The organism is Dokdonia sinensis (genome assembly GCF_003688895.1).
In the GTDB taxonomy this organism is placed as follows: domain Bacteria; phylum Bacteroidota; class Bacteroidia; order Flavobacteriales; family Flavobacteriaceae; genus Dokdonia; species Dokdonia sinensis.
In genome coordinates, this window is the sequence record NZ_REFV01000012.1 from 53,862 (window position 1) to 66,604 (window position 12,743).

Sequence of the window (12,743 nt, forward strand, 5' to 3'; positions counted from 1 at the left end):
ACCGGGAATGTTTGCAATCAAGAAAAGATTTTTAGGAACCTTTACAGAAGTTTTTCTTGAGGATATTAATACAGGCGTTTGTGTGAGCTGTATTCCCGATCACGGGGCACAGCTTAACCATCTTAATCTTTTAAAAAACGGCAAATCACACGCCTTGCTTTGGAGTGCACATACTGCTCATGAATTTACAGAGCAATCTATTCCCTACTTCTCTGGCTCGCATTTATTCCCCTTTCCTAATCGGATAGATGGTGGTCGCTATTCCTTTAATGGGGATAAATTAAAATTAAATTGTAATGAAACTTCAAACTACAATGCATTGCACGGTTTGATTTTTAACAAACCTTTTGAACTACAAAAAACTGAGACAGATTCTGCTTTCGCGAAAGCGGAATTTTCATACTCCACAAATACTCGTCATCCTGGTTTTCCGTTCCTGTATACCATTGCAATTACTTACACAATTTTTAAAAATAAGCTGCTCGTAGAAACTCGGGTTCGCAATAATGATGACAAGAAATTTCTTTTTGGATTAGGCTCACATCCTTATATTAATACAGGTACATCAATAAACAAATTGTTGGTGCAACATCCAGGCACCTCATCTTTAGAACTCAACAACCGAATGATCCCTACTGGAAATACAACTCCAGATTTGAGATTTTTAAAAGCCTATACCTTAGGTACAACAACGCTAGACCATTGTTTTGTACTAAGTCCTAATCATAAGATGGCCGTAACGCGTATCATCGACCCTATTAAGAACCTCAACATCGAGATCCGTCAGGAAAATTCTGAAGGCCGTTATAATTTTTTGCAACTATATACTTCGCCAGACAGAAATAGCATTGCGGTAGAGCCTATGACTTGTGCGCCAGATGCATTTAATAATGACAAAGGAATTCTATTTTTAGAACCTGAAGACACTTACACGTCTTACTTTGAGATTGCCCTTACTTGAGTAGACTTCCTTATAAAAACGAGGCCTACAGCCTCGTTTTTATAATTCTTACTCTTAAAACTCTTAATGCTCGTGGTCATCGTGATCGTGCTCCTCTTCTGGTATAACGTCTAACGCTTCCTTTAAAGTGTAAGCTGTAAGATTACTTCCTTTGTAATTTGTCACATAAAGCTTATTTTCTCTCACTAAAACATCCGTAGGTTTAGAAATACCATCCTTGATCTCTTGCTTGAACCGTCCGGCCATATCAAAAACTACAATACGATTATTCTCAAAATCAGTAACAAAAATCTCGTTTTCGGTTACAAAAATTCCAGTCGCAGCATTTAAATCTTGGTCTACACCTACTGTTCTTATATGCGTTCCATTTTTTGTAAATGATTGTACTCTATTATTATAAGCATCTGCTACCCAAATTTCATTTTCGGTAATTTGAACATCCGTAGGATAATAAAAGTCTCCATCTGCTTTACCTTCTTTTCCAAAGGTCATCCAGTCTGTCCCGTTACTAGAGTAATGGATTTTATTGTTATAAAAATCGGCAATTGCGATTTCATTCCCACGCACATCTACGCCAGCGGGCGCGTCTAAGCTATCTTTTGTTGTGATTACTGTTTTTGCGCTTTCGCGAAAGCGTATTACCTCATCATTACCATATTGCGGAATAATGATCTCATTTCCTTCTGTGGCAATATGCATAGGTCGGTCTAATGAGTCTATAACCTTTAAAGTTTTCCCATTATCATCTATTAACACCACCCGATTATGGTCTCCATCGCTTAACCATATCCCATTATCGCTAGCTGCTATACCTATGGGATTTACACCTTCTAGCGCAATGGTTTCTGATAGTTGCCAAGTTTGATCTTTATCCTGAGATGTGCAACCCGCTATTATAAAAGCGAGAATTGCTAAATTATATATTTGTTTCATCGTTTAAATTCTTTAAGAAGAATGGAACCGCAACACTTGGGGGAAATGCGCAAGTTCCATTCGTGCCTTTTAGGGATAAAAGGCATTAATACTTATTACTGTAAACGTTGGTATTTACAACACGCCGGCAGATCTTTATATGCCTGCTTTGTTGCTTTATGGGCTTTTGTATCGTGACCAGCTTGCGCGACTGCTTTCTGGATAGCATCCAGCGTCGTCTGGCTCTTGTCAAAGGTCACCTCAAGCATATTCTGTTCTTCTTTCCAAGATGCTTCGGTCACTCCAAGAATACCGTTTGAAGCTTTCTCTATACGAGCCTCACACATCCCACATTTACCAGCTACAAGAATCTTTTGAGTAACAATCTCGCTGGTAGCGGAGAGCTCTGTGTTATTTGCCTTTGAAGTTTCTACACTACCATTTGCTCTTGTGATTTTAGAGGTTATGGGTGTGTAACCCGCCTTCTCCACTTGCTTTGTAATGTCATCCATAGTAAGGGCTTTTTCGGCAGGATACTGGAAACTAAAGTCTCCCGTCTCAATATCTATAGCCACCTTTTTAATACCCTTAAATTCTTTGAATTTTTTCTCGAGTCCGTAGGCACAAAATGGACACCCCAAACCGTCTACTTGGATTTCAAATTGGTCCATTGCTTTCTGCGCTTGCATCCCCATCGTGGTGAATAGCGCAATTACTAAAGTTATCATTGTTGTTTTCATAATCTTCTTCTTTTATTTTTTAAAATGTGTAACGAGCCCCAGCAAAAATGCTATAATTAAGCTCTCTATCATTAGGCATATTCTGAATCAAAGGCAATTGTACAGCAAGGTCAAAAGTCATATTCTTCCCTGCATATTGTATCCCCTGTGCATAGAGCAATTGATACCAATCCCGCTCTACCAAGAGCGCATTTGTATACTCAAAATAAAGATTTAACTGCTTGTTGGGGTATTGCGGTTTTAGAAGTGGTAGCCCAAAACCTAGTTTTGCTCTAAATTCATCTAAGGTTCCGTCTGGCATCCAGTTGTATCCTACTTCAGTAGAAATTCCATACTTCAAGGTTTCGTAGCCCGATACAAGACCGTAATATCCAGCATATTTTCCGGTGCTGAGTTCCATAATATCGAGTTCTTCTCCGGTGGGCAATGTTTGTAATGTCTTTGCCACCATTCTAAAGGTCTTACCCGTAGCATCTTTTCTAAAGAATTGATACTTCCCTAACACCTTAATATCGGCAAGAGCATTACCTCCTGCTGCCCCATCTTTAAAATCGTAATCTATATAAGGTAGATGTACTGCTACAAGAGAATTAGACGTTGGTAAATAGTGTAGCATAAGCGGCACGTAAAGCGCCGAAAGCCGCTCCGTATCCCTATACTCTATTAATGTTTTTGTTGTAAAACTATTACCTCCCAGCATTATAGGCTTATCTGCTGTAATAGGAGGTCCTTGTGAGTACGCTTTCGCGAAAGCGCAAACAAGCATAATCCCTGTTATAATATATTTCATAATTGTGTTTTTGATTATAGTTTCTTAAAATGGAGACTACACAAGAAGTGGAGTCCCAAGCGCGCACATTTCTGTTTAAGGTATGAACGCCATATTAAGTCCGCAATCGCGGATGCTAAATCAAATCAAATACTGCTCGAAGAGGCTTTGGAAGTCGTGCGTAATCAATGGTGGCGGATAGCCGTCAAAAGGAACAAAGTATTGTTCTAGCCCTTGAAATAAATCTACGTAAGAATACGTAAATGCTGAAACAAAAACGATTTGGTCTAAAGAAAATGACTCAAATTGTATTTTGAGTTCATCTTGACCTTCTATAATTATCTTCTCATCCTTGCAACAGTCAGATTTTACTTCTTGGTCACATCCGTAACGGTTTGCTAGTGCCATTTCCATTGCACAAGGCTGGGCATCACCAAAATACGCCACATCCATCAAGTGTCCTCCACAGTAGTGCTTTGCAATACTGAAAGAAGATGTAGACCCGACCACAAGAAATGCGAGTAAGAAAGCTGTTATCTGACGTAAGAATTGTTTCATTTAATGTGTAAAATTACAAAAATCGCGCCTAAAGCAAATTAATTAGCATTAATTTATGCTTAATTCCCGAGGCGTGAGGTATTTGCATAAAAAAGAGACTTATCTCACGATAAATCTCTTTTTCTTTAGGGGGTTATTTACTAAGCGGGATCCGGTCTTCCCTTCAATCGCTTCTCTATTTTGCGCTTTTTTTCAGTGAGACGTTTCATAACGTCCATTAATTCACTGTCTTTCGTCGTTTTATAAACCTCGTTCAATGCTAATATAAGACGCTTTGCTTCTCGAGAAGCTACAACTCTGTCACTGGTAGACATGTTGCTCATCTTTTCATTTTCAAATGCGAGGGCTTCATTTAAAATATCCATGTACAATAATTTTGGACAAATTAAGCGCTTATTAATATTTTGACCAAATTAATTGCATAGATTCTTGCTATGTACAGAAATTTTTCTTTTATGGAGGACAGAATTGAGCATTCATTATGTTTAAAACGCGTAATTTTAGCTAAAACCAAACTATGAAAAAGAGGCTTTTCTTAATATTTTTAATGTGCATTGCCGTATCCTGTGCGCAAAGCAATGATGAGTCCACTACAAATGATGGTACCACTGGCACTACCCCAAGCATCACCGGTGTAGTGGTAGATGGTGTGGCAAATGCTTACACCTTTAATGTAACAGTTCAAAGTCCAGATACAGGTTGTGATCAATATGCAGACTGGTGGGAAGTACTATCTCTCACTGGCGACCTACTTTATCGTCGTATTCTGGCACATAGCCATGTGGATGAGCAACCTTTTACACGCTCTGGTGGTCCTGTGGAGATTGACGCAAACCAAACTGTACTTGTACGCTTACATATGAATACGACTGGATACAGTGTAAACGGTTTTCGGGGTTCTGCCGTAGGAGGTTTTACAGGGTATACCTTTCCCGATGGATTTGCCACAGCATTAGAGAATAGCGCGCCACAACCTGCAGGTTGCGCTTTTTAAATAGCTACACCTGCTGTTTGATAGTAATTTAAAATTCTTACTTGAAGCTCATACTCGTACTTTGCAGTTGCCAAGCTCACTTGAGCATTCTCTAGATTATTCTTGCTAGCAATATATTCAACACTTGTAGAAACTCCATTTTCAAAACGGATCTCATTAATCCGAAAAGATTCTGCGTAGGCTGCAACCTGCTTTTCTAAAACATTATAGCGATCATATGCGGCTTGCATCGTATTATAAGATTGCTCGATGGCTTGTTTAATCTCTATTTCCGTTCTTTCTAGAGCAACCTGAGCTTCTTGCTTTTTAATTTTTTCCAGAGCGATATTATTTTTCGCTCGAAAACCATTAAATATTGGTACACTGACAGCTACTCCCATTACCGAATTGAGGTTATTATCAAACTGATCTCGGTATGTAATTTCCTCTGCAGTAAATGAAGTCTGATTTGTAAGCACTGGAATCGTCTGGTTATCCAGATTTACAAAGTCTCCAGTCTCCTGTATTGCGGTTCCGCTCTCTGTAAATAAACGCGCCGCACTCGAGTAGTTTGTACCCAAATTTGCAAAAACGTTAATTTCTGGAATATACTGAGCACGGGCCACTGCTACTCCTTTTTGAGCCGCTTGAACTCTCAAACTACGCGCTTTAAAGGTTGGGAAATTCTCCTGTGCGCTTGCAAAAACTTCTTGCACGGAAGCTTCATAGGGTTGAAAATTAATGAGAATATCAAGTTGAGAAGCCTCTATTTTTTCGGACGTATTCAGTAATTGGTTCAGATTGAGTGTTGCCGTTTTCAGATTATTTCTTGCTAGAATAAGCGCCGCCTCGTCATTAGAAATTTGCCCCTGCAGGTCGCGAAATTCAGCTGGATTTCCAGTTTCTTCTGCAAACAGTGTTTCTAATCGCTTTACCTGCTCATTTGTACTTTCAAGTCTCGTTGCCGTGAGGCTTACAACGTCTCGCGCATTAAGCACTTGAAGAAAGGCTAGAGTAACATTAATGGCCAAGTTTTGCTTTGCCTCAGCTGTTTCCATCTCACTTGCCGCGCGGTTGAGCTTGGATTGTTTAAGGCTATTCAGTAATCGAAAACCGTTAAAGACTACCGCATCTAGACCCAATCGAGCATTTGAAAAAGTGAGTTCCTCGTTTACAAAGTCATTTGTAAACGGGTCAATGCTCCGTCCTCTAGAAATACCGAGATTGTAATCTCCATTTATACTAGGCAACAGGGCGTTGCGATTTTGCTTATAATTTACACTTGCTGTTTCATAAGTAAGCTGTGCTGCTTCCAGATCAAGATTGTTTTTAAATGCAATCTTGAGGCAATCTTCGAGTGTATATGTTTTGCTTTGCGCAAAAATGTGAGTAGACCCAAAAAGCACAAGCCCTATTAAAATTCTATATTTCATCCTGATTATTTTTGATTGACGTTTATCCTCTATTCCTTCGAACGGTCCCGCATCCCATCTAAAAGATGAATCGTACGTGTCCCATAAGAAGCATTAGACTCCGAGTGTGTTGCCTGAATAATGGTGACACCTTCTTTATTTAAGTCTCTAAAAAGTTCCATAATCTCCGTACTCTGTTGTGAGTTGAGATTCCCCGTAGGCTCATCTGCCAGTATGAGTTTGGGCTTTGCGACGAGTGCTCGCGCAATTCCTACGAGTTGTTGTTGCCCTCCACTTAATTGGCTCGGAAACAGATCCTTTTTTCCCACGATATTAAAACGGTCCAGCATATCTGCCACCAGCGCTTTGCGTTCTGAACTTTTTACATTTTTATAGAGCAAGGGCGTCTCAATGTTTTCGTACACCGTAAGCTCATCGATCAAATGGTATTGTTGGAAAACAAAACCAATATATTCCTTATAAAGTTTTGACCTGCTCTTCTCTTTCATCGCGTGCACAGGCTCGTCCAGAAAATCATATTCTCCTTCTTGAAAACCATCCAACATCCCAATCACATTAAGCAAAGTAGATTTCCCAGAGCCAGAAGGCCCCATAATGGAAATAAACTCGCCCTCTTGTACCTCGAGGTTTAAATCATTTAAAAGAAAGATTCTTCGGCCACCTTGTGTGACCCATTTGTAGATGTTTTTTAGTTGTAGTAGCATAAGTGTATTTTTGTTGTCATTTCCGCGTAGGCGGAAATCTCATCCCGCCTATCACGATTATTATTTTCATTCTAAAGTTTTCGATACAAGCCTCGCTTCCCTTCCGACTCACGCTTCGGCTACACAGTGCAGGCGCTCAGGGGGCGTCGGGATCACTCAACCACCTTTGATTTGGCTATATCCGCGAAGGCGGATATCTCTTGCACCTTAGTGTTGTGCTTTTTATACACTTTCGCTAAAGCGTACTCAAAATTATTCTTTCCTTAAAGCACCTATTGGGTTTCTGAGCGCGGCTTTTATACTTTGTAAACTCACGGTGAGTAACGCCACAAATAGTGCACAAAGTCCTGTAAAGATGAATGGCTCCCAGCCTATAGAAATACGATAGGCAAATTCCTGTAGCCAATTATTCATCACATAATATGCTAGCGGAAAGGCAATGATTAACGCTATTCCCACGAGCTTGATAAAGTCTGTAGATAGTAGTTTTGTAATGCCAAAAACACTTGCGCCTAGTACTTTACGTATACCGATTTCCTTGTCGCGTTGCTCTGCGGTAAATGCTGCTAGGCCGAAAAGACCGAGACAGGCTACAAAGATGGCTAGGATAGAAAAAATAAGTCCTATTTGCGCTGTACGCTGTTCGGCTTCGTAAAGTTTTTCTGTGTTTTTATCTAAGAACGAATAATCAAATGCTCCGCCAGGAATGATCTCTTTAAAATCTGCTTCAAAAGTAGATAATGTTGTTGAGAGGTCGCTTTCGCGAAAGCGTACCAATAAATAGTTTTTATATTCTCCTATAGGCCTATTATGAAAAGCATAAGCGCCTATGGGTGCACGTAGTGAGGTGAAGTTAAAATCGTCTACCACGCCTCTTATGTAGGCATTACTTCCTAACTGTGCGTTTATTTTTTTACCTATGGCTTCTTCTGGACTAAGGCCTAGATATGCTACCGCTTTTTTGTTTAATAACACCTCTACAATAGTATCTGAGCGTTGCTTTACTCTGGGCAACGGTTGTCCAGCAAGTAGCTTTAAATTGAGTACATCTACAATGGCTGCATCACTATGATTGGTTTGGAGATTGGTCCCAGATTCATCTTGGTCGTTTTTACGCAGTGTGCGGCCACTTACACCTAGTCCCGGGTAGCCCTGTGCGAGTGATACACTCTGGACTATAGGGTTGTTTTTAAATTTATTAAGGAGCGCATCTTCAGACTTGTTCTCTAATGCAACTGTTGCGTTTATGGCCAAGACTTGATTAGGGTTAAAACCTAAGTCCTTCGTCTGCATAAACGTCATTTGTTTGTACATAACAGCAACGCTCACAATTAATATGACTGAGGCGGCAAACTGCACCACCACAAGTCCTTTGCGCACTAATTTTGCTGCTCCCTTTCTAGCTGGAGAGGGGTTCATTATTTCTTTGGGTGAAAATTTAGAGAGATGTAATGCTGGGTACGATCCAGCCACTAGCGTAGTAATAATCCATACGCCTAGGAGCAAGAAAAGAAAGGTAGGAGAGAGTACCTCTGCTACAACTATCGTTCTGCTTGTAATATCGTTAAAAAATGGTAGTGCAACTATAGTGAGTACAATCCCAAGTGCAATAGCAATCCCAGTAATTAAAAATGTTTCCGTATAAAATCTGAGTATGAGGCTTTGTGTAGATGCTCCTAACGTTTTACTTATGCCTACATCTTTTGTGCGCTTTTGAGAGCGCGCTGTCGTAAGATTCATATAATTAATGCAGGCAATAATAAGTATAAGAAAAGCTAGTAGTGTGAGATTGCGCACTTCATTAATATCCCCGTCACGCTTGCTGTAACTATCCAGGTAACCTCCAGAATATAAGTGGACCTCCTCCAACGGTTGTAAGCCGAAGGAGTACCATTGGTCTTCTTTAACCACATTCTTATTTAAAGTTGTTTGGATCTTACTTACAACCTCATCTATGTTTGTGTTGTCTACTGTATATATGTAGGTTTCAAAACTAGAATTACTCCAAGAAGGGTTTTTATAAAAATTGAGGGTTTTAAAAGAGCCTACCATTGCCGCATCTAGGGTGCTGTTGCTAGGCAAATCTTCGTATACTCCGGTCACTTCAAGTTCGAGGCCATTATCTATGTTTAGGGTTTTCCCTATAATATCTATCGTTCCAAAATACTGTAAAGCACGACTTTGAGAAAGTGCAACTGCATTAGGCTTATCTAACGCTTTTTGACCATTGCCACGCAGGAAGGGGACATTAAAAATTTGGAACAACTCGGCGTCTGCCCAGTACAAATCCTTTTCTATAAACTGCTCGTCTCCAGCTTTTACAAAAGCATTTCCGCCAAAGTTATGACGATACATACGTGATGCTTTCTTAACCTCAGGAATGTCTGCCACAATTGCTGGAGCGAGGGCTGCGGGAGCGTTTGTCCACGTTTCTTCGCCCTGGTCGCCATCTGTAAAGAGAAGGACACGCTGTATATTTTCTTTTTGAGCATACATCGTGTCAAAACTGCGCTCGTGACTTATAAATAAAAAAAGCAGTAATGTTATCGCTAGTCCCACAGAAAGGCCTAGAATATTGAGTACAGAAAACTTAGGGTCTGATCGTAAGTTTCGCCAAGCAATTTTAATGTGGTTCTTAAACATAGTTTTGTCTTTTATGCGACGTCTGGAATTTCATCCCATTTTTCACTAGTGTTATTTCCTTTTAAGAGGTGTGATATTACGCTTTCGCGAAAGCGGAAAACTACCCATTTCCCAATCTGTTCTAATAAAGGTAACAATGATGCCAAAACTGTAAGTTTCTATTTATCAATACTTTACAACTAAATCGAAAGAATAGACTGTTCGATAATGATACACTCGCGTTCGGTAGTGATACAGGTTGTTTTTCTGGATACGCTTTCGCGAAAGCGAACTCAAAAAAACACGACCAAAGAGAGAGCACAGCGGTAAAGTGTAATAAAGCCAAGACCAAGCATCCCCCCTTTTTGGCTAAAGTATTTACTCCGTTTTCAGACTTTCCACAGGATTTTTCATCGCGGTGGAGATGGTTCTTATACTCATTATGACGAGAGCCACAACAACCATCGCAATACCGCTCAGGGCAAATACCCACCAGCTCATTTCGGTTTTGTAAGCATAGTCTTGAAGCCAGCTTTTTATTCCCAGATAAGCCAATGGTAGAGCGATAATAAATGCAATACCTACTAGTATTAGAAAATCTTTACAGAGTAAGGTGTTTAGTTGTAGCAGAGAAGCGCCTAAAACTTTGCGTATGCCTATTTCTTTGGTTCTCCGTTCTGTGGTGTGTATAACTAATCCGAACAAACCTAGACAACTAATTACTACTGAGAGTCCTGTGGACCAATTTAAGAGGTTTGAGATTCGTTGTTCTCTCGCATAAAATCTAGCTATCGTTTCATCCATAAATTGCACTTTAAATTGTGCCTCGGGATAAATACTTAAGTATTTTCCTTCGACACTTGCAAGTATTTTTTGCCAGCTTTCTGTATCACTTGCTGGTAAGGAGAGGTGTACATTTTTATACATAGAGCGCCAGCTCCTTTGTAGGTCACCGCTAAAAACCATAGGTGATACGCCACTCCTTAATGAGCGCTGATTAAAATCACTCATAACCCCTACAATTTCTATATCCTCTCCATCTCTTTTTAAAGTTTTTCCAATAATATCGTGAGGATTCTGAAAACCAAACTTTTCAAGCCCAGTCTGATTAATTACAAACTCATTTATTGTATCATTTAAAGGTTTACGACCAGCTAAAAGTTGTATATCGTACAATTCTAGATAACGGTGGTCACCATAAATAAGCTCGACCTCCATACGTATATCCTTATCCCCATCTAATAATTGCATCCCACCAGAATGCTCACTGAATGATGCTGGAGGTGAGCCTCCTAAACTGACATCTTTTAATCCGGGAATCGTCTTTATCGCATTTGCGAGGACTTGCTTCTTTGTAATTCCAGCATCGCTCCAGGGGGTTTGAATGTAGGCAATAGCTGTAGTTTTAAAACCCATATCCTGACTCATTAAAAAATAGATTTGCTTACTTACAAGTAAGGTTGCTATAATAAAAATCTGAGCAATTGAAAATTGAAATACCGTTAGGAACTTGCGTAAGTTGTTTTTGTCGCCCGCACTAACTTCTTGACCTTTTAATACTTTCGCGGGTTGAAATCTTGATAATACCAGACTCGGATAAAATCCAGAAAGTATTGTAACAATGACTAACAAAACAATTATAGCGGTAATTACTATAGGATTTAACAAAAGACTAATATCGAATTGGGCGGGTACAAAATCACTAAAAACCTGTAGTAACCAAATGGCGAGTATGATAGATACAATTGTTGCTATTAAGGTGAGAATAAATGTTTCTCCTAGAAACTGCGCAATGAGTTGTTTTTTAGAACCACCTAATGTTTTGCGTATTCCTATTTCTTTTGCTCGCTGTGCCGCTTGCGCGGTGTTAAGGTTAATAAAGTTCACGCAGCCTAGAAGCAGAAGGAATAGCGCAACGATAGCAAGACCTACTAGCGTTTCTTTGTTTGCTTGTTCTTGATTATAATCATAAATCCCATAGTTTTCATTAAAATGAATATCACTTAGAGGCTGTAGTTTAAAATATTGTTTCTGGTTAAATTCCTTAGCATATTTATCCCTATTTTTTAAAGAGATTTCTTCTAGTTCACGTTCAATAAGTTCGATACGAGCGGCAGGTGTTAACTTTACAAAGACTTGACTTGACGAGTTTGTCCATCCCCATTGCCCGTCTACAACGGCATCTTTTTGTCCCGTTTGTATAGCTGTAGGAAGGGAGATAAATTCTTCAAAAACGATGTCTGTACGTTTGTCAAAATTTGCTACTACACCTTTGACAACTGTTCGTATGGAATCGTTATAGACAAGCTCCTTACCGATAATATCACTAGGTTCTTGGTTAGGGAAATAACGTTGAGCTCGTTTTTGCGAAAGCACCACCTCATTGGGATTTTTAAAAAGTCCTTCCTTAGTTCCGGCAAGCCACTTATACGTAAAAATGTCAAAATAGTCTGCCTCTGCAAACACCATAAAAGTAGGCCTTTTGAACTCCTCGTCCATACTTTTGGATTTTACAGAATTAGCGTTCCAGGTATAGAAGTAACCTGCTGCTTCTATTCCAGGAAGATCTGTTTTAGCAGTTAGGCGAAGTGGTATCGGGACGCCCGGGTTATAACTCAAACCATCCGGTGATTCAAAGTCAGAGACTATTCTATAAATTCTATCCCCGTCTTTATGAAACGTATCGAACGTAAAATCATAATACACCATCATCCCGATGACAAAAGCCGCGCTTAATCCTATAGAAAGGCTAATGATGTTAATTGCAGAAAACACTTTGTGCTTCCACAGATTGCGCCACGCTATTTTGAAATAATTGCTTATCATATTTTTTTTCACTTCCGCGAAGGTGGAAATCTCATTCCGTACTTCGCAATTGCTAATTTTATTCCGGAGGTTTCGATACAATTTTATGATTTCGCTTTCACGAAATGATAAAATCACTCAACCACCTTTGATTGTGCTTATGTTTTCACTTAATATCCGTGAGACGGATATCCCGTCCATCTTAGTGATATTTTCTTTTTACGCTTTCGCGAAAGCGTAATTCTAACTCCCCCATTTGTTCCCCT

The 12,743-nt window shown here is 39.6% G+C and carries 13 protein-coding genes; 3 read left to right on the forward strand and 10 right to left on the reverse strand.

Going from position 1 to position 12,743, the window contains the following annotated elements; genetic code table 11:
• Positions 1 to 7: 7 nt before the first annotated feature.
• Positions 8 to 961 (forward strand): aldose 1-epimerase, encoded by a 954-nt coding sequence (locus tag EAX61_RS12130; protein WP_121917969.1) that lies wholly within the window; start codon positions 8 to 10, stop codon positions 959 to 961.
• A 63-nt stretch (positions 962 to 1,024) separates the two neighbouring features.
• Here the strand turns inward: EAX61_RS12130 and EAX61_RS12135 are convergent, their stop codons facing one another.
• The 5 genes from EAX61_RS12135 to EAX61_RS12155 all read right to left on the reverse strand — a co-directional run bounded on the left by EAX61_RS12135 (position 1,025) and on the right by EAX61_RS12155 (position 4,305).
• The gene (locus tag EAX61_RS12135) at positions 1,025 to 1,894 is read right to left on the reverse strand and encodes an NHL repeat-containing protein (protein WP_121917970.1); all 870 of its coding nucleotides are present in this window, start codon (positions 1,892 to 1,894) and stop codon (positions 1,025 to 1,027) included.
• Between the two features lie 95 nt (positions 1,895 to 1,989).
• Positions 1,990 to 2,613, reverse strand: a complete 624-nt coding sequence (locus EAX61_RS12140; protein ID WP_121917971.1) for a heavy-metal-associated domain-containing protein — start codon at positions 2,611 to 2,613, stop codon at positions 1,990 to 1,992.
• Between the two features lie 19 nt (positions 2,614 to 2,632).
• Positions 2,633 to 3,403: a hypothetical protein gene (locus EAX61_RS12145; protein WP_121917972.1), complete on the reverse strand. Its 771-nt coding sequence runs from the start codon at positions 3,401 to 3,403 to the stop codon at positions 2,633 to 2,635.
• A gap of 120 nt (positions 3,404 to 3,523) precedes the next feature.
• Positions 3,524 to 3,940: an HYC_CC_PP family protein gene (locus EAX61_RS12150; protein ID WP_121917973.1), complete on the reverse strand. Its 417-nt coding sequence runs from the start codon at positions 3,938 to 3,940 to the stop codon at positions 3,524 to 3,526.
• Between the two features lie 140 nt (positions 3,941 to 4,080).
• Positions 4,081 to 4,305, reverse strand: a complete 225-nt coding sequence (locus tag EAX61_RS12155) for a hypothetical protein (RefSeq protein WP_121917974.1) — start codon at positions 4,303 to 4,305, stop codon at positions 4,081 to 4,083.
• Between the two features lie 152 nt (positions 4,306 to 4,457).
• Here EAX61_RS12155 and EAX61_RS16565 point away from each other — a divergent pair, with 152 nt between their 5' ends.
• Entirely contained in the window at positions 4,458 to 4,934 is a 477-nt protein-coding gene (locus tag EAX61_RS16565) for a hypothetical protein (protein ID WP_201739454.1), read from the forward strand.
• Here the strand turns inward: EAX61_RS16565 and EAX61_RS12165 are convergent.
• From EAX61_RS12165 to EAX61_RS12180, 5 genes are all read right to left on the reverse strand, one after another.
• Entirely contained in the window at positions 4,931 to 6,346 is a 1,416-nt protein-coding gene (locus tag EAX61_RS12165; protein WP_121917975.1) for a TolC family protein, read from the reverse strand. The genes EAX61_RS16565 and EAX61_RS12165 overlap by 4 nt on opposite strands.
• Positions 6,347 to 6,375: 29 nt before the next feature.
• A complete protein-coding gene (locus tag EAX61_RS12170; RefSeq protein ID WP_121917976.1) occupies positions 6,376 to 7,050 on the reverse strand; it encodes an ABC transporter ATP-binding protein in 675 nt (224 codons plus the stop codon).
• A gap of 252 nt (positions 7,051 to 7,302) precedes the next feature.
• Entirely contained in the window at positions 7,303 to 9,693 is a 2,391-nt protein-coding gene (locus tag EAX61_RS12175) for an ABC transporter permease (RefSeq protein WP_121917977.1), read from the reverse strand.
• An 11-nt stretch (positions 9,694 to 9,704) separates the two neighbouring features.
• Positions 9,705 to 9,839, reverse strand: coding sequence for a hypothetical protein (locus tag EAX61_RS16705; RefSeq protein WP_283806747.1), 135 nt, complete (start codon positions 9,837 to 9,839; stop codon positions 9,705 to 9,707).
• Positions 9,840 to 10,050: 211 nt separating this feature from the next.
• On the reverse strand, positions 10,051 to 12,498 hold the full coding sequence (locus EAX61_RS12180) for an FtsX-like permease family protein (RefSeq protein ID WP_121917978.1): 2,448 nt from the start codon (positions 12,496 to 12,498) through the stop codon (positions 10,051 to 10,053).
• 85 nt (positions 12,499 to 12,583) lie between these two features.
• Between EAX61_RS12180 and EAX61_RS16710 the strand changes: the two genes are divergently transcribed.
• Positions 12,584 to 12,718: a hypothetical protein gene (locus EAX61_RS16710; RefSeq protein ID WP_283806748.1), complete on the forward strand. Its 135-nt coding sequence runs from the start codon at positions 12,584 to 12,586 to the stop codon at positions 12,716 to 12,718.
• The last annotated feature ends 25 nt before the right edge of the window (positions 12,719 to 12,743 follow it).